The organism is Thalassobacterium maritimum, assembly GCF_031127805.1.
GTDB classification, from domain to species: Bacteria; Verrucomicrobiota; Verrucomicrobiia; order Opitutales; family Coraliomargaritaceae; genus Thalassobacterium; species Thalassobacterium maritimum.
In genome coordinates this window covers 33760-51682 of the sequence record NZ_JARXHW010000027.1, presented here as the reverse complement: position 1 = coordinate 51682, position 17923 = coordinate 33760, and the positions used below count along the sequence as shown (strand labels likewise).

Sequence of the window (17923 nt, the reverse complement as noted above, 5' to 3'; positions counted from 1 at the left end):
TACCCTATGAACAAGAAATACCTTAGCATCGTGATGGGGGGCCTGATGGCTACATCTGTTTGGCTCGCAGCCGCATCGAATGCACAGCCCAATGTCGTGATCATTTATGGCGACGATGTCGGCTATGGGGATGTGGGCGCCTATGGATCCACTATGATTCCTACGCCGAACATCGATCAGCTCGCACAGGAGGGCTTACGCTTTACCGATGGTCACTGTGCGGCGGCCACTTGCACGCCCTCACGCTACTCCTTGCTCACGGGGGTTCATGGCTTTCGTCATGGTGTCGCGATCCTTCCGCCCAATGCACCACTCAGTATTCCTACGGATATTTTGACGCTGCCGAAGCTATTTAAGCAAGCCGGCTATGAGACGGCAGTCATCGGAAAGTGGCACCTGGGGATTGGTGCGGAGGGGACACCCGTGGATTGGAATGGAGCGGTCAAGCCGGGGCCTTTGGAGATCGGATTCGATGACTCCTTCCTGCTGCCGTCGACCAATGACCGTGTGCCCTGTGTGTATTTGGACGGGCATTACGTGCTCAATCTAGATCCCGAGGATCCACTCTATGTGGGCAATTCGCCAAAGCAAGTGAACCGCCCGGGGAGCACCCGCTATCCGGACGGAAGAAAGGACAAGGCCGCGATGACTTATTACCGCAGCACACATGGCCATAACAACTCCGTGATCAACGGTATCGGGCGCATCGGCTATATGGCGGGCGGAAAAGCGGCACTCTGGGATGATGAAACCATGGCTGATGTCTTCGTGGATCAGGCGAAACAATACATTGCCGCGCACAAGGATCAGCCCTTTTTCCTCTATTTTGCATCGCAGGATGTTCATGTGCCCCGTGCGCCGCATCCCCGTTTTCAAGGTGCGACGGAGCTTGGCTACCGTGGCGATGCAATGGTGCAGTTTGATTGGACCACCGGCGAGATCATGAAAGCCCTGGAAGCGCATGGTCTGAGCGAAAACACGATTGTAATTTTCTCCAGTGATAACGGTCCCGTTTACGACGATGGCTATGTCGATGGCACCCGCATAAGAAGATCGCAGGGTGAGTTGGACCGTGGGCATGATGGCTCCGGTATCTATCGTGGCGGCAAGTATCAGATCTACGAAGGTGGCACGCGCGTGCCATTTATCGTGCGCTGGCCCGCCCGGATTCAGCCCGGCAGCTCCGATGCCTTGGTCAACCAAATCGATTTAATCGCCTCCTTCGCTGCGCTGCTCGGACTGGATCTTACAGAAGATGCCGCGCCAGATAGCCGCAATACACTGGATGCATTTCTGGGCAAGGATACGCAGGGCTTAGCCTTCATGCTGGAGGAGGCTCCGAGCGATGCCCGTGCTTTGCGTGTCGGACAATGGAAGTATATTACAGCAACGGCGAAATCCTGGGTCGGCCCGGCGGAACCGGAGCGCTTGTATCACTTGGCAGACGATCCTTCAGAGCAAAATAATCTGGTGAGCACTCATCCGGAAAAAGCGCGGGCCATGGCCCTGCAACTGCAGGAGCTGATAGCGGCCGATGGACTTCGCCAGTAGGCGCTGGCGGCTGGCATTGCTTTACAGCAGGGTGCTAATGTGATAGGTCTTGTTACTGTGGAGTCGGGAGGGATGTACCTCGACGAACTTACAGCACGATAGCCCCCTTAGATTGAACTTGAAAAAATGATGCGCAAACGTCGATTCAGCCAACTGTTGGCACTCTGCCTGTTTAGTGTCAGCACCGCTGGCTTGTGGGCGGGAAATCCAATTTTAAGAAAGACGGATCCCGGCTTCGTCTATGCGGCGGACCCCGCAGCCGAAGTGTTTGATGGCAAAGTGTATGTCTATTGCTCGCATGACCAGCCTGACGCGAAGAATTACGAGTCGATGAAGGATTATGTGATTCTGGAGAGTTCCGACATGAAGCACTGGGTCAATCACGGTGTGGTCTTGGACCCGCAACTCGATCCGGGCTTTGAGCACTTTCGGTCGAATATGAATGCCCCGGATGCGGCCTATAAAGATGGCTGGTTCTATTGGTATTTTCCCGGAAACGTGAATGAGATCGGGGTTGCGAAGAGCCGTTCGCCGGTCGGCCCCTGGGAGGCGGCGACCAGTCAGCCAATCACCCGGATTTTTGACCCCACGGTCTTTGTCGATGACGACGGCCAAGCTTATATCTACGGCAATGATCACTGGCACGATATCGGTGAGCCCGGCAGGCACATCATGGGTGCCAAGTTGAAGGATAATATGGTCGAGCTCGACGGCCCCTGGGTGCGCTTGAGCAAAGAAGAAGTCAATGAAGCCGTTCACGTGTTTAAGCGCGATGGGATTTACTATTTCAGTGCACGCGTGGGCCGGGTGACGAAATATTGGATGTCGGATTCCCCCTTGCCGCAATATGCTGAATTGATCGGTGAGCTTGCGTCCAACTCGCCGTATTCACCGAACCATACCTCTGTGATTGAGTTTGAGGGGCAGTGGTATCTCTTTTACCATCGGGGGGATGTGAACGAGGGGAGTCATTGCCGACGTTCTGTTTGTTTCGAGCCTATCACATTTCGCCCGGACGGAACGATCGAGCCAGTAGTTTACACTTTAGACGAAGGCGTGGCAGTGGCCGCTCCGAAGAAAAGACCAGCGAAATAGCATAGAGCTTCGCCGGGGCATGCCGCTGAACTTGGGCAACATGCATTGTCAGCGCAGTGATCACTGTTGAGTGCGGGGCGACACATTCCTCGATTGAGAGATACGGGAAATCATGCGTATACGTAATGCCCCTCGGATATTCGTCCTGCTATAGTCGTAACTTAGTTAGCGTGGATAATTCGTTTGTCCTTTAACCCCTCTATATAAATTTATGAAATCTATTAGCGCCCTTTCTTCGCTGGCAGCCTTTGGCTTACTGGCTTCCTTGTCTAACTCGTACGCTTCCGATGATTGGAAAGCGAATCCAACTGACAACGATTGGTTGACTGCGAGTAATTGGAACGCCGGAGGTGGTACGAATACTATTCTGGAAGGGGATAATGGTGACAGCACTACAAACCTGTCCGGTGATGCGGGCTCATTGAATGGAGCCGTTAAGGCAGGACTTCAAATTCGAGGTGGGCACATTTTAAATATCCTTTCAGGTGCTAGTTTGAATGTTTCAGGAAATATAAATATGGGGGCTGCGGGTTCAGGCACTGTGTATCAGACTGGAGGCAGTGTTGACGTCGACGATAGCCTGTTTATGGTGGGGAGTCATTCCGCTTCGTATACCATTTCCGGAGGGAGTTTGACTACCGATGGCATTTCCGTGGGCACGTTGGCCGCGTCTACTTTTGCGATTGAAGGAGATACGGCATCCGTCGAGGTGGCTGGAGCACTGAATGCGAATGCCTTTTCTACTTTCGGTTTCACGCTGGGCATGACGGGGGTCGATACGATCGATAGTATTACTACTATGACGATTGTTTCCGGTGCGGGCCTTGTCATTGATGGCTCGTCCTATACCGGCGGTGCCGGAACCATTAGTTTATTTTCGTATAGTGACCTCGCAGATGCGACGGAATTTGCTGAGAGTATTTCCGGCTTCGGCAGCTTGACTGCTGATGTGGTTTATACTGCGACTGGCATTGATCTGGTTTTGATCCCCGAGCCCGGCACCTACGCGCTTCTAGGAGGTATGCTTGCCTTGACTGCGGTCATTATGCGTCGTCGTTAATTCGCAACATCAGTGGGCATGTTGCGGTCAATCCTGCTCATGCTTTCATTTTTAATTGAATCCGGCGTTCCATTGTGAGCGCCGGATTTTTTGTGTTGTTTATGATCTAGCTGCCTCAAGAGCGTATCCGCGAGTTCTGACGTCGATTGCAGTCGCTGAGAGGTGGCGTATTCACGTGATGTTGAAACCGTAATTATCTGGTATCCTGTATCTTTCAGTTCCCGTCGCTTCGGCAGTTCTGTTGCTTACAATATCCCTCGACCGCACGACTATGTCTCGACTCAATACCCTTGCTCTGTTTTCTGTCAGTGGATTACTGGCGCTGTCCACGTTCGGGCAATTGGCGGTCACCAGTGCGGCTACTGCGGCTAGTGCGGTTAGCGGACTCAGTGCGCCGCGGGCCGCAAATCCATTCATTCGGCACATGTATACGGCTGATCCTTCGGCGCATGTTTGGGAGGATGGGCGATTGTATGTGTATCCTTCCACCGACGTGGCGGGTGGTCGGGGCTATCAAAAAATGGATGGCTATCATGTCTTTTCGACCGATGACATGGTCCACTGGACGGATCATGGAGAGATTCTGCATTCCCGTGATGTGGATTGGGGCCGAAAGGGTGGAGGCTATATGTGGGCACCTGATTGTGCGTATAAAGAGGGGACCTATTATTTTTATTTCCCACATCCGACCGGGCCGAATGCGCGGGACAGCTGGAAAATTGGCATCGCCACCAGTCAAAGCCCGGCTTCCGGTTTTAAGGTGCAAGGATACATCGAGGGGCTGGAACCCCATATTGATCCTTGCGTCTTTATTGACGAGGATGGACAGGCCTATCTTTACTACGGGGGATTAGGAGAGCCACTGGTTGCCAAGTTGAAAGCGAACATGGTGGAAGTCGAAGGGCCCTCCATGCGCATGCATGGGCTCGAGGATTTCCGCGAAGGTGCATTTGTGTTTAAGCGCGAGGGGATCTACTACATGATTTATCCCGATAATACGCCGCGTGGGCATCAGATGCGCTATGCCATGAGCGAGCATCCGATGGGCCCGTGGGAGCACAAAGGCATTCTCTTGGACAAGACCAGTTCTCTCACCACGCACGGATCCGTTGTGGCCTATAAAGGTCAGTGGTATTTGTTTTATCACAACGCGGACCTGTCCGGAGGAAAGGTTACGAACCGCTCCATCTGTTTTGATCCGGTCACATTTAATGCGGATGGCACCATGAAGCAGGTCGTGCAAAGCTCCCAGCAAAATTAAGCCCATCCTTGATCCAATCAGTCTGCATTTCAAATAAATCATGCGATTCAAGTGCCTCATTTCTATTCTATGCTTAACGGTTGTTGCGAACTTATCGGGGGCGGCTCAAGCACCTGTGGTGAGTCCGTCGATACCAAATATCGTCTTCGTGCTCTGCGACGACCTCGGCTATGGCGACGTGCAGATCCTCAACCCTGAACACGGGAAAATTCCGACGCCTTCAATGGACCGTCTCGGACGTGAGGGGATGATTTTCACCGATGCACACTCAGGCTCTTCCGTCTGCACGCCCACGCGCTACGGTTTGTTGACCGGACGCTACAGTTGGCGCACCAGCTTACAGCGAGGAGTGGTTCAAGGCTTTAAGCCCTGCTTGATTGCTCGAGAGCGCCCGACCGTGGCCAGCTTCTTGAAAGCACAGGGCTATCATACGGCCATCGTTGGCAAATGGCACTTGAACTTCCTCTATCTGGACCCCGAAACGCAGAAGCCCATCCAGCGCAAGGGCCGCCATACCCTGGCACCGGTCGGAAGCACTATTCCGGATGGCCCGGTGGATCGCGGTTTTGATTACTATCATGGTTTCCATCATGCCGGCGATATGAAGGGAGTGATTGAGAACGACACTGTCATTGCGCACGAAGATGAAATTCACATGTTGCCGCGTCTCACCCAAAAAGCTGTCGAATACATCGATGCACGCGCTCAAGACGATGACGGGCAACCCTTCTTTCTCTATGTGCCCTACGGTTCCCCGCACACGCCGATCGTGCCGACCGAGGACTGGAAAGGGAAAAGCGGGCTCGGCGACTACGCGGATTTTGTCATGCAGACCGATGCCGGATTCGGTGAAATCCTGGCTGCGCTCGACCGCAACGGTCTGACCGACAATACCTTGGTGATTTTTAGTAGTGATAATGGCTGCTCCAAAGCGGCGAATATTCCTGCACTGGCGCAACAGGGGCACCAGGTGAGCGCGGAGTTCCGCGGCTCGAAGGCTGACCTCTGGGAGGGCGGGCATCGCGTGCCGTTCATTGTGCGTTGGCCGGAGGTCGTTCAAGCGGGGAGCCGTTCGGATCAATTGCTCTGCCTGACCGACTTCTTTGCGAGCTGTGCGGACATTTTGGATACAAAACTTCCATCAGATGGTGCGGAGGACAGCGTCAGCTTTTTGCCCGCTCTAAAGGGGGAGCCGATTGTATCCACACGCGAGGGCGTGATTCATCATTCGATCAGTGGACACTTTGGCTATCGCATGGGGAAGTGGAAGCTCTTGCTGGCGAGAGGATCGGGTGGTTGGACCAGTCCCAAGGAAGATCAGGCCAAGCGCTCCCGTGCGCCCGTCGCACAACTCTATGACCTGGCGAACGATCCCAGTGAAACCACCAATCTCTATGAGTCGCAGCCCGAAGTGGTTCAGCGTTTGCTCGCACAGTTAGAAGCGGATGTGTTCCGCGGGCGCAGCACCGAAGGTTCTACTGCGAAGAATGATGTGAAGCAGATCCAGCTATGGAAAAGCGGTCGCTAAAAACGCCTTTTATCCCCTAAATGCGCTATAGGTGCCTTGCGGGAATTGATGTATGCTTAGCGGATTCTTGTTAATCTGCTAATGATACCTATAATGAAAGATACGTTTTACCTTCGCTTGAGCGCACTGCTGATGGCTCTGCTATTGAATGCATCCACGCTCTCGGCTGTTGAAAAAGAGCAGGGTATGGACGAAATGTGGGGCGAAGAAAAGCTCTCAATTCAAGCCACTCACCCCAGCCTGAAATGGTTCACAGAAGATAAATATGCCATGTTTATCCATTGGGGCCTGTATTCGCAAATGGCGGGAGTTTGGAATGGTCAGACTTATTATGGCATCGGAGAGTGGATTATGCACATGGCAGAGATTCCCGTGCAGGAATATATGGACTACGCCAAGAATTTTAACCCGGACCAATTTGATGCCGTGGGCCTAGTCAAACTGGCCAAAGCCGCGGGGATGAAAACGATTGTGATCACCGCTAAGCATCATGAAGGCTTTGCGATGTTTGACTCGCAGGTCAGCGATTTCACAATCACTAAGGCCACCCCTTACGATCGTGATTTGATGAAAGAGCTCGCTGACGCCTGTCAGGCGGAAGGGATGCGTCTTGGCTTTTATTATTCACAGAACCAGGATTGGACCGAGCCTTATGGAGGGAAATACAAAGGGGAGCGCCCGGCAGGCTACACACCGGATGACTTTAATATTTATTTTGAGCAGAAGGTGATTCCTCAGGTCACGGAACTGCTCACGAATTATGGTCCTATTGCGTTGATTTGGTTCGATACTCCCGGAGGCATGCCGAAGGAGTATAGCGCCCGCTTGGTGGATTTGGTTCAGGGCTTACAGCCGGACTGTTTAATCAACAGTCGTATCGGCGGTGGTTATGGTGATTATGTTTCGCTGGGGGATATGCAAATCCCGATTGTGCGTCCGAAAGTGGACGCTTGGGAGACGGTGGACACCACCAACGATTCCTGGTCATATGCTTGGTACGATCAGAACTGGAAATCGCCCAAGGCGATCTGCGAGCGACTGGTGCGAGTCGTTGCACGCGGTGGATCTTATATGCTGAATGTTGGGCCCAAGGGAGATGGTTCACTTCCCGAGCAAGCAGTGGAAAGTTTGACGAAATCAGGCGAATGGATACGTGCACACGGTGAAGCGATCTACGGGGCGGATGCTTCTCCATTCGATCAGGGTTTTAGCTGGGGGGATATCACCACCAAAGGTCAGGAACTTTATTTGCACGTTTTCGAATGGCCTCAAGCGGGCGTCCTGCGCATCGCGGACCTCGGCGCAAAAGTGGTGCAAGCTTCGCTGCTGCAGGATGCTTCCGCAGTTGATTTTACACAAGATGGCTCAATCTTGGAGTTGAACCTTGGCTCTAAGGTCGGTCGTGATCTGCCATTGATTTCAGTCGTAAAACTGATTCTGGATCAGCCCGCGCAAGTCACCAATCCCGCGACTCAAATCGATGGACTCACTCCTGTGACGCTTTTGGCTGAGATGGCGACGACCGAGGGGTGCAAGCACAGTGATTATCGTTGGATGGAGAAATTCGGTGAGTGGAAACATGATTATTTTATCGGTCGATGGGGCTCTGAAGATGCCGTAGCGACCTGGGATATCAATGTCCTCGAAGCAGGCGACTATTTGGTGAGTATCGAATATTCCAGCGAGAATGACGCGGCTGGCTCCGAGTGGGTATTGTCCTGTGGTGATGAGAGTATTACATTCGTGACCTTTGAGTCAGGTTTCGATTCAACGAAATCATTTCAGCCAGGCCCGCCGCGTTACCGTAATTTGAGCGTGAGCTTGGGAGTGCTCAATATCCCGAATGCTGGTCTCAATCAATTGCAGGTCACCCCGCGTCTTCTTAAAGGCAAAGGGATCGGCTTAAAAGGAATTCGCATTGAGCCCTATCGTTGATCTTTCTGATTGTTATATCCCGTATATCCAGCTTTGCGGGGTGGCTTTCTATGGCTTATTCAAGTGATAGACGAGCATGCTCGATTTGTTGTATAGTGGCACATGATTGAGTCGGCATGTTTGACTCTGTGATACCATTTAACCTCTACTTACATTTTGAAAGCGAAGAATCTTATTCAAGTGATTGCATGCCTGGGAGTCGGCTGTAGTTCATTTCTTAGCGCGGCCAAGCAGCCGAACATCGTATTCATCATGGCCGATGATTTAGGGCCGGGATGGGTGGACTTTGACGGCAGCCACCCGGAAATGCATACACCTAATCTGGAACGCCTTGCGGATACCGGTATGGTATTTAATCAGGCTTATGCAGCAGCTACGGTTTGCTCGCCGACTCGTGCCGCTTGCATCACTGGGATGTCGCCCGCGCAGATTGGACTGACGACGCATATACCAGGTAGAGCAGGTAACGAGCGTCCCGCACCTGATGGCGGCCCGCGGGATGCAGAATTCGTGAAGCATCTCCCTTTGGATTTGCCGAGCTATGCGCGTGAGTTGAAGAAGCTTGGCTATGCAACCAGTTTTATCGGGAAGTGGCACCTGGCTGGAGAGGGCTCGATGGGCACTAAGGATGGCATCGTCGATAGTCGCTATCACCCTGAACATTATGGCTTCGATACAAACATCGGTGGATGTGCCTATGGGCAACCGAAGTCGTGGTTCGATCCTTACAAAAATGGCACGATCGAAAACCGTAAGAAGGGGGAGTATCTAACGGATCGCTTGGGCGATGAGGCTGTCTCATTTATTGAAGCCAACCAGGATCAGCCCTTTCATTTATCGCTCTGGTTCTATTCCTTACATACCCCGATCAAGGCACCGAGGGATTTAGTCAAAAAGAATGGGGGCAATGCGTATCTGGCGATGCTGGAGAGTATGGATCATGCGATCGGTAAGGTGCTCGATGCGCTGGAGGCGACCGGTACCCGGGATAATACGATGATTGTTTTCTACTCGGATAATGGAGGTTGGAAGCCTACCTCCTGGTTGAATGACAAGAAGGGGTCTTTGTTGGAAGGTGGTATTCGGGTGCCGATGGCGGTCAGTTGGCCCGGCGTCATTACAGGAGGCAGCACAACGGACACCCCAGTGACCACGATGGACTTTTTTCCAACCTTTGTGCACGCAGCAGGCGGCTCTACACAAGCGATCACTCAACTAGAAGGCCTCGATTTGAAGCCTCTATTTGAAGGGGGCGAATTGGAGCGTGATGCGCTCTATTGGCACTATCCACACAATCGTCCAGATGTGAAATATTTCATGGGCAGCTCCATCTTAGTTGAAGGGGAGTGGAAACTGTATGCAGGTCTCGGCACGATTCCTGACGCGCTTTTCAATATCAAAGAGGATCCCATGGAAAAGAAGAATGTGCTGTCGGATCATCCCGAAATGGCGGAGCGCATGCGGAAGCGTCTAAATGCCTGGCTGACTCAAGTAGATGCTAAAATGCCTCCCTCGGATGGCATTTAGATCATTTATATCAAGCATGAGTCGAACTGGAACCGCGCGGACTTAAAAGATATACGGTAAATGCTGGAGGGTTGCTCTCCAAATGCAGCATACATTGACCATATTCTGTTTCGGCCTACTAAATAGCTAGTACACGTGATATACAGTCAGTTGCCTTCTGAGTAGTATTTCGTTTGATCTTATTTTAACGCCCCACTGACAACATACCCATGATGCAATCAAAGCTTACGTCTTTTTCGTCCTCGTCCCAGTTTTCATTAGATATTTCACGCCGTAGATTCTTGGTGGCGGCTGGCACCTTTGCCGCAGGGATGATGGCAGGTCCTCTAATGGGCGCTGCTAGTCGCGAGTCCTATGCGCAAAACTTGAGACAGGATCGCGCTCTGCGTGGTTACTGGCGTTTTGATGGCGATTTGATCGATGTGCTGGGGAAGTCGCATGCCAAAGCCAGTGGGGCGACCGCCTTTACGGGGGGCGCAATTGATGGCAAGGCGATCAGTTTGGAGCCGAATGCTCCGATTCTGGTGCCGGGTGCCGATAAGTTAAAAGGCCGCGCCACGACCTTGGAGCTTTTCTTCCGAGTCGATGCCAAGCCGAGCGGCGACGGCAATCCCGTCATCATTGCGCAGAGCAATGGTAAGGCCGCGCTTTTCGTGATCGGGGTGAAAAACGATCTTTCCGGGCTGCTTTATCAGAATAACAATGGCATGGTCGTGACGGAGATCAACCTACCGACCGATCAGCCGATCGAAGTCGGGCGTTGGTATCACTTTGCCCTGACCAGTTTCGATCTGGATGTGCGTGCCTACGTGGATGGCTACGAGTGTAGTCTCGTCGGCGGCGCGTATGAGTATACCCGTAAGGGCCCAAGGAAGACGACTATGACATTGGGCAGCACGCCGGTGAATAATGGCTGGGGTTCGACACATATTTCGGTCGACGAAGTGGCGTGTTATGCGCGAGGTTTGACCGCTCCGGAAATTCAGGCGCACCTCGCAGTCGCTGGGGCGGAGTGGCAGAAGCATTTAAAAGCGACGGGAGCGATCGTGGCTGCGGTCGAGGCAAAGCGTGATGCCGTGCGCGAAGCCAAGGCTCAGGCGATGTTGAATGATCCAAACCTGACTGCGCATGGACAGAGCACTGTCTATGAGGGGGAGCGCCTCGAAGCGATCAACTTCATGGTCGGTGGCATTGGTGCCGGCGCGATTCAATTTAATGGCAATGCCGAGCCCGCCATCTGGCAAATCGCTTGCAACTACGAAGAACATCGGGTGGAAGATAGCTTCCTTGCGGTGCGTGCCCAAGCCGCGGGTGGTCAGCCGCTCGTGCGTGCTTTGCAGACCAAAGCTGCTGGTGCCTTTGCGCCGATGAAATCTTTGAAGTTCATTGGTGAGTATCCATTTGGACAATACAAGTTTGGAGAGCCGGCACTTCCGGTGGAGCTCGAATTGGAAGTTTTCAATCCCTTCATTCCCATGAACCTGAAGGGCTGTGCCATCCCTTGTGCCATTTACACAGTCACGGCGAAGAACACCTCGAATTCGAAGGTGAAGGTCGACGTTCTGGCGGCGCAGAAGAATGCTCTCGGCTATAACGAAGGCAAGGGCAAGGGGAACTACAAATATGGCAGCAATCAGAACGAAGTCCTGAAGCAGGGCGAGACTACCTTGCTGCACATGACACGTTCGGGCAACGATAGCGCGGACATGGTGCTGATGACTCAGGCTGCCGGTGCTTCGGGCACGGCGGAGTGGGACGTTTCGAAATCGTTGCAGCGTGAGTTGCTCACTTCCGGCTCGCTCGACGGTGCTGCGAAATCTCAAGTTTCACCTGCCGGGCAATCGGTCAACGGCGCGCTCTCCGCGCCGATCGAACTGGCGCCCGGTGAGACGAAGTCAGTGACCTTTGTGCTGACCTGGTATTTTCAAAACAATAAGCATGGCTCCGGCAAGATGATCGCTCTGGAGGGCGAGGGGCGTTCAAACAGTGTTGGCTGGAGCGGGCAGGGGCACAACTACACCAACTGGTGGCCGGACGCCATGGGCGTGGCGGCCTACATGCAGGACCACATTGAGGACCTCACTGCGCGCACACGTCTGTTTCACAAAACCTTGTATGCGTCCACGCTGCCAGTCTGGTTGCTCGACCGCATGAGTTCACAGTTGGCCGTCTTGCGCAGCCAAACTTTCTGGTGGGCCAAGAACGGCTATTTGGGCATGTGGGAAGGTTGCAATGAAGACGATGGTTGCTGTGCGGGTAATTGTACCCACGTCTATCACTACGCACAAGCACATGCGCGCCTGTTGCCGGAGATGGGGCGTCTCATGCGTGATCAGGACTATGAGCGTCAAACTGGCAAAGGGGTGACTCCGTATCGCCACACCAATAAGGTGGGGGCGGCCGATGGTTTTTACGGCACGATTTTAAATACCTATCGCGAGCATCTTTGCTCCAAGGACGACAGCTGGCTCCAATCGGTCTGGCCCAAGGTCAAGAAGGGCATGGACTGGAGTATCGACTATTGGAATCCGAGCCGCGACGGCTTTATGGAGACCACGCAGCACAACACGCTGGATGGTGACTTCTCCGGTTGTTCTTCCTGGATCGGCAGCATGTATTTGGCAGCCCTCGAAGCCGCCGCGCGCATGGCCGACATCGTTGGCGATCGCGCAGTTGCAGCTGAATACCGCAAGATCCGTGAGTCCGGCAAGCAGTTGCAAAACAAGCGCCTCTGGAATGGCGAATATTACATCCAGGAACCCGGCAAGAAACGTAGCCAGGACTATCTCGACGGCTGCCATATCGACCAGATCCTCGGCGAATGGTGGGCCGATCAAGTCGAGATTGACCGTTGCTATCCCAAGGAGCGTTCGCGCCAGGCTATGGAGTCCTTGCTCAAATACAACTTCCTGACCGATTTTTACGGGCACTCGCTCAAGCCGCGTCAATACTGTGAAGTCACTGATGGTGGCATGAAGATGATCACTTGGCCGAAGAACCCGCAGCCGATTCCCGGGATGAAATATGGCGACGAGGTGATGACCGGTTTCGAATACAGCGCCGCGGTGGCTATGATTCAAAACGGCTTGCTCAAAGAGGGCCTCATGGTGATGAAGGTTATCTACGACCGTTACAACGGACGCCTGCGCACCAAGGGTGTGTCCAATGTTCGTAACGGCCCCTGGGGCTATTCCGGCAATCCATTTGGCGACGATGAGTGTGGTAAGTTCTACGGACGTTCACTCAGTGTCTGGTCCGCTCTGCTCGCACTGCAGGGCTTCCATTACGATGGGCCTAAGGGAGAGATTGCCTTCCGCCCCGTGCTCACTCCGGAGGACCACAAGAGCTTCTTCACCGCAGCCGAAGCTTACGGCCTCTACTCGCAGCAGCGGAGCACCCGCGAACTGAAAGCCACGCTCAATGTCTCCGAGGGCGAAGTCAGCCTGAGAAATGTGATTCTGCATGCCGGCGAGGGCCAGCAAGCCAAGTCCGCGCAAGTGAAGCTGAGTGGTCGCACCCTGCCTGCCAAGCTTGAGACCAAGGGCAGCGATTTACGCTTGGCCTTCCAAAGTGCCATCGTGCTCAAGGCCGGTGAAGTGCTCGATCTACAAGTGAGTTTAGTATAAGCGTTCTTTACTCACCCCCTCGGCTCAGTCCTAGTCAGAGGGGGATTAGAGGAGGTAGATTGAGTTTATTTACCCATTTAGCACGTTAGCTTGCCAAGTCTTCGATGAGCGATCAGATCTTGTTAGATCTATGATATTACCTGCTGGCTTATTTACCCTTCCTCGTTTCGCAATGCTGGTCCTTGCCTGTGCAACGGGCAGCCATCTGCATGCCACGACTTGGTCAAAGACTTACCTGGCGGCTACTTCCCCTATTTTTGATGCAAACGGGACACCTGTTCTCGATGAATTCGGCGATCTAGTGCCTAGCATTCCTTTGAATTTTGCTCCTAGCGTGCGTATCAATGACGATGGCTTTCATTACGTTTGGTTGGAAATGTCCGCTATGGCTGAACCTCCAGAAATAGATACGACTACTGGACTTCCGATACTCGGGCAGTACCATCGTCTGGGAGTCGCTACAAACTCAGGGGCTTGGTCGGTCGAAGCTGTGACTGATCTAGCGGAGAACACCGATCAGCCACATTTTGCGGACCGCTTGGATGGGGTATTGTCGCTTGCATACTGGCGCGAAAATTTGCTCTATGTGGATACATTGGAACAAGCGGCGAACACGCGGCTGACTTTACCAATTCAGAAAATGTCTGGAGCTGTCGCGATCGATGACAACGGGGGGGTGCATGTGGCTGTGATTCGCGCGAACTATGAATTGTGGTTGTACTACTATGATCAAACGTCACTGACATCCATCAAGGTTTCAGATGGGCCGGTTTGTTCCGTTTCAATTGCGGCAGGCGTGGGGGATACCAGTCATCTAGTCTACTCAACTTTTTCGGAAGATGTTAATTTTAATCAGCAGTTGGATGATGGCGAAGATTTGAACAACAACACGCTATTAGATGAGACTTCGGCCCAATTGATCTATCAACGTATGGATGCGGGCAGCTTGGATTTTAGTGACGTGATCATCAGTGATACTCTAATCAAAATCTGTCATTTGGATTTATATAATGCGAACAGTTCCGGTCTGTGCCTCGCCTACGCCGATCCTGTTCGGAACTTGGTTTGCATTGCGAGCAAGGCTAGTTCCGATGCGGCTCCATGGCAGTTCCAGATTGTGTCGTCTCAGGTCAGTAATTCCGCCTCGGTGGCTCTGGCGCAGAACGATGCATCCAGTACCAGCGGCATCGACTATGCCGTGTCCTATATTTCGGGCGACGGTAGCCAATTATTCGTCAGTGAATCTTCTGCTGGAGTCTGGACGGAGTCTTTGGTTGCTGAGAACACTTCTGGCGACTATTTTCGAGCGACGGATTTAGGCTTCGGTGCGGATGGGCAGCCTGTGGTGCTGGCATCCGAAAAGGCAGCGTCTATGTTTTTAACGGGGTATTCGAAGAGCGCTTTGCCGAGTGTGTTTGTCACGGAGGTGGCTGCGATTGAGATTCGATCCGCATATGTATTAGAGTGGGCGGCGCCTGCCGAGAATGTGCTTTCTCAGACGCTTCAAAGCACCACTGATTTGTCCGACCCGAATTCGTGGTTGGATGTGAATACCTCCAGTTCGTTTTTTGATGACGAGCGTGACAGCTATAAAATGTTTGTTGAACCCACTGGTAATTCTCAGTTCTACCGAGTGTTGTCGGTGACGGAGTAGGCTACCGTTCTTTTTTTATCAATGATGGTGCGTCGGCGTTTTTTTAATCTGAGGAAAGTGGGCATCCTTGCAGCATTTTAAGAAGCATTCTATATCTGAAACGACTTGAGATTTACTGTGCTCTCGCCGATGCTTTCGTTGAACCCTATAAGTGCCCCTAGCTTTAGATGGAATCGACACGCTACACCCTGATACAACGAGTCAAAGACCCGAAAAATGGGCATGCTTGGACATCTTTTGTTGAGGCTTACGAGGGGTATATTGATGCGGTTTTGTTACGAGTGGGGATTGGCCGGGACGAAGCCAAGGATCTTGGCCAGGAGATTTTACTCAAACTGTGGAAGCAATTGCCAAGCTTTGATTATCAGCCGAATCGGGGCAAGTTTCGCAGCTGGCACGGATTTGTTGATCACCACAGATGACGGTGCCTGGTCGGACTATGTCATTGTGCGTTATACGATCGAAGACCACGACGTCATTTTCGGTCAGCCCCGTGCAACGATCTCGGGGAGCTTCCGTGATTTGGTGGGCGGCACCAGCGATGATTCCGTGACGGTGCAGGTCTTCCATAATGCAAGCGAACTCTTTAGCGCGACAGGTTCGGCCGGTCGTCTGACAGAGACCGACGGCAGCTTCGCTCTCACTGCTCTCAAAGTCGCCGCCGGAGATACGCTCAGTTTTGTGGTTGGTAGTCACGGCGGAAGTGTAGGCGATGAAGTGGCGCTCAATGTGTCGATACAATTTGAGCGTGAAAGCAGTGTCGAAAGCGGTGATCTGGCGCTGGGGATTCAGTCTGGGCATTCTTTCGCGGATGAAATCGGGACGCTTCGATTCAGTGGAGTTCCTGGCTTTAGTTACCAAGTCGAATGGACGTCAGACTTGGCCGACAGCGAGAGTTGGGAAGTCGTCGATACGATTCCCTTTTTACCGGCTTCTTTGTACGATGTCTATGTTGAGGCAACCGGGGGACGAGGGTTTTGGAGAATGACTTGGGACAATTCTGAGTGATGCGACGGCATCGTCTTTCAGCGAGTCGGCTTGTGCCCGAGCGATTACTCGCGTAGCGAATGTTCTCAATGGCAGTTTTGTAGTAAATTCATGCGGAGAGTCATGTTTATACGCGGTAGGCTAAGGGGTTTCGTTGGTGGTATGCTCCTATTGTATGAGCCCCTCTCTCTGTCTATTTCTTAATCTGCTATGTTTGGTCAGCCTGCTGCAGGCTGCCAATACACCGAATGTGGTTCTCATTTTTGCCGATGACCTCGGCTACGGTGACTTGAGTTGCTATGGCGCGACCAAGATCCAGACCCCTCATATCGATCAACTGGCAGAGGAGGGCAGGAAGTTCAGCGATGCGCATTCGTCCTCGGCGGTCTGCACGCCTTCGCGCTATGGCTTGCTGACGGGGCAGTATCCCTTCCGTGCGAATGACGGCAAGGGGATCTGGAAGCCCACGGGCTTGGAGTCGCCGTTGCTGATCGATCCCGATATGCTGACCATCGCGGATGTGTTCAAACGTCAGGGCTATGACACTGCTGCCTTTGGCAAATGGCACCTCGGTTTCAAAACGGGGGAGAACGACTGGCAGGAGCCGCTGCGGCCGGGCCCGCAGGATCTCGGCTTTGATTATTATTTCGGCATGCCAGTGGTGAACAGCGCGCCGCCCTATGCCTATGTGGAAAATGATCACTTCTATGGCAGCGATCCCGATGATCCGCTGATCAATGTCGGCCGCCAAGGGCCGGGGGCGCACCCTCTGTCGAAACTGCCCAAAGCAGCGGGGCACCGCACACCGAATTTTTATAAAGGACAGACCAAAGCGTACGAGTTGTTTGATGATTACGAAGTCGGCACCAAGCTGGCCGAGAAAGCCGCCGACTGGATCGAGAGTCGGGACGAAAAACCATTTTTCGTCTACTTTGCCGCCACGCAGGTGCATCACCCATTCACGCCAGCCGAGCGTTTTCAAGGTACCAGCCAAGCGGGCCTGTATGGCGATTTCGCCCATGAGCTCGACTGGATCGTGGGGGAGTTGCGGGAGAGCCTCGAAGCCATCGGTGAGGCGGACAATACATTAATCATTTTTACCAGCGACAACGGTGGTATGTTCAACACCGGTGGCAAAGCCGCCGCCAGGTTGGGACATAAGATCAATGGCGATTTGCTTGGTTCCAAGTTCGGCGTCTGGGAGGGCGGGCATCGCGTGCCTTTTATCGCCTGGTGGCCGGGTAAAATCGAGGCGGGCAGCGAGTCGGATCAATTGCTGAGCAATGTCGATCTGTTGGCCACCTTTGCGGCAATTACCGGTCGTGAGCTCAGTGCTGATGAGCAACAGGATAGCATCAATCTATTACCCGCCTTGATCGGTGAACCAGAGCAGCCACTGCGCACGGAAATGGTCGTCACACCGAATCAGCCCAGCCACATGGCGCTGCGCAAGGGCAAGTGGATGTATATTCCCGCGCGCGGCGACGGGGGCTTCGCGACCAATATCGCTGCAACTCGATTGGCCGGCACGCCCAATAGCGATATTAAGAATAGAAAGATCAAGAAGAGCGCGCCACGGGCTCAGCTCTACGATCTGGAAGCGGACGTCAATCAGACCACCAATGTTTACAGCCAGTATCCCGAAGTGGTGAAACAGATGACTGACGAATTGAAGGCCTATCAATCCCAGTAAAAATAG

The 17923-nt window shown here is 53.0% G+C and carries 12 protein-coding genes; all 12 read left to right on the top strand.

Annotated features, from left to right (window positions below; all coding sequences use genetic code 11):
- Positions 1-6 precede the first annotated feature (6 nt).
- The 12 genes from QEH52_RS12135 to QEH52_RS12085 all read left to right on the top strand — a co-directional run bounded on the left by QEH52_RS12135 (position 7) and on the right by QEH52_RS12085 (position 17917).
- Entirely contained in the window at positions 7-1551 is a 1545-nt protein-coding gene (locus QEH52_RS12135; RefSeq protein WP_308950771.1) for a sulfatase family protein, read from the top strand.
- A gap of 126 nt (positions 1552-1677) precedes the next feature.
- Positions 1678-2646, top strand: coding sequence for a family 43 glycosylhydrolase (locus tag QEH52_RS12130; RefSeq protein WP_308950770.1), 969 nt, complete (start codon positions 1678-1680; stop codon positions 2644-2646).
- 211 nt (positions 2647-2857) lie between these two features.
- Positions 2858-3706 carry a PEP-CTERM sorting domain-containing protein gene (locus QEH52_RS12125; protein WP_308950768.1) on the top strand — a complete coding sequence of 283 codons (849 nt, stop codon included), beginning with the start codon at positions 2858-2860 and terminating at the stop codon, positions 3704-3706.
- A gap of 271 nt (positions 3707-3977) precedes the next feature.
- Entirely contained in the window at positions 3978-4967 is a 990-nt protein-coding gene (locus QEH52_RS12120; RefSeq protein WP_308950766.1) for a family 43 glycosylhydrolase, read from the top strand.
- A gap of 40 nt (positions 4968-5007) precedes the next feature.
- Positions 5008-6495 (top strand): sulfatase family protein, encoded by a 1488-nt coding sequence (locus tag QEH52_RS12115; RefSeq protein WP_308950765.1) that lies wholly within the window; start codon positions 5008-5010, stop codon positions 6493-6495.
- Between the two features lie 93 nt (positions 6496-6588).
- A complete protein-coding gene (locus QEH52_RS12110; protein ID WP_308950764.1) occupies positions 6589-8430 on the top strand; it encodes an alpha-L-fucosidase in 1842 nt (613 codons plus the stop codon).
- A gap of 156 nt (positions 8431-8586) precedes the next feature.
- Positions 8587-9957, top strand: coding sequence for a sulfatase (locus tag QEH52_RS12105; RefSeq protein WP_308950763.1), 1371 nt, complete (start codon positions 8587-8589; stop codon positions 9955-9957).
- A 209-nt stretch (positions 9958-10166) separates the two neighbouring features.
- Complete coding sequence (locus QEH52_RS12100; protein ID WP_308950762.1) at positions 10167-13583, top strand: GH116 family glycosyl hydrolase; 3417 nt, start codon at positions 10167-10169, stop codon at positions 13581-13583.
- Between the two features lie 130 nt (positions 13584-13713).
- Positions 13714-15237 carry a hypothetical protein gene (locus QEH52_RS12095; RefSeq protein ID WP_308950761.1) on the top strand — a complete coding sequence of 508 codons (1524 nt, stop codon included), beginning with the start codon at positions 13714-13716 and terminating at the stop codon, positions 15235-15237.
- 167 nt (positions 15238-15404) lie between these two features.
- On the top strand, positions 15405-15659 hold the full coding sequence (locus tag QEH52_RS20745) for an RNA polymerase sigma factor (protein WP_425609287.1): 255 nt from the start codon (positions 15405-15407) through the stop codon (positions 15657-15659).
- Positions 15595-16245 (top strand): hypothetical protein, encoded by a 651-nt coding sequence (locus QEH52_RS12090; RefSeq protein ID WP_308950760.1) that lies wholly within the window; start codon positions 15595-15597, stop codon positions 16243-16245. The genes QEH52_RS20745 and QEH52_RS12090 overlap by 65 nt, the downstream gene beginning before the upstream one ends.
- A gap of 154 nt (positions 16246-16399) precedes the next feature.
- Positions 16400-17917 carry a sulfatase family protein gene (locus QEH52_RS12085; RefSeq protein ID WP_308950759.1) on the top strand — a complete coding sequence of 506 codons (1518 nt, stop codon included), beginning with the start codon at positions 16400-16402 and terminating at the stop codon, positions 17915-17917.
- The last annotated feature ends 6 nt before the right edge of the window (positions 17918-17923 follow it).

Bases quoted from the DNA above. Each gene is read 5' to 3' on its own strand.
- QEH52_RS12135 (WP_308950771.1), top strand. From the start codon at position 7: ATGAACAAGAAATACCTTAGCATCGTGATGGGGGGCCTGATGGCTACA.
- QEH52_RS12130 (WP_308950770.1), top strand. From the start codon at position 1,678: ATGATGCGCAAACGTCGATTCAGCCAACTGTTGGCACTCTGCCTGTTT.
- QEH52_RS12125 (WP_308950768.1), top strand. From the start codon at position 2,858: ATGAAATCTATTAGCGCCCTTTCTTCGCTGGCAGCCTTTGGCTTACTG.
- QEH52_RS12120 (WP_308950766.1), top strand. From the start codon at position 3,978: ATGTCTCGACTCAATACCCTTGCTCTGTTTTCTGTCAGTGGATTACTG.
- QEH52_RS12115 (WP_308950765.1), top strand. From the start codon at position 5,008: ATGCGATTCAAGTGCCTCATTTCTATTCTATGCTTAACGGTTGTTGCG.
- QEH52_RS12110 (WP_308950764.1), top strand. From the start codon at position 6,589: ATGAAAGATACGTTTTACCTTCGCTTGAGCGCACTGCTGATGGCTCTG.
- QEH52_RS12100 (WP_308950762.1), top strand. From the start codon at position 10,167: ATGATGCAATCAAAGCTTACGTCTTTTTCGTCCTCGTCCCAGTTTTCA.
- QEH52_RS12095 (WP_308950761.1), top strand. From the start codon at position 13,714: ATGATATTACCTGCTGGCTTATTTACCCTTCCTCGTTTCGCAATGCTG.
- QEH52_RS20745 (WP_425609287.1), top strand. From the start codon at position 15,405: ATGGAATCGACACGCTACACCCTGATACAACGAGTCAAAGACCCGAAA.
- QEH52_RS12085 (WP_308950759.1), top strand. From the start codon at position 16,400: ATGAGCCCCTCTCTCTGTCTATTTCTTAATCTGCTATGTTTGGTCAGC.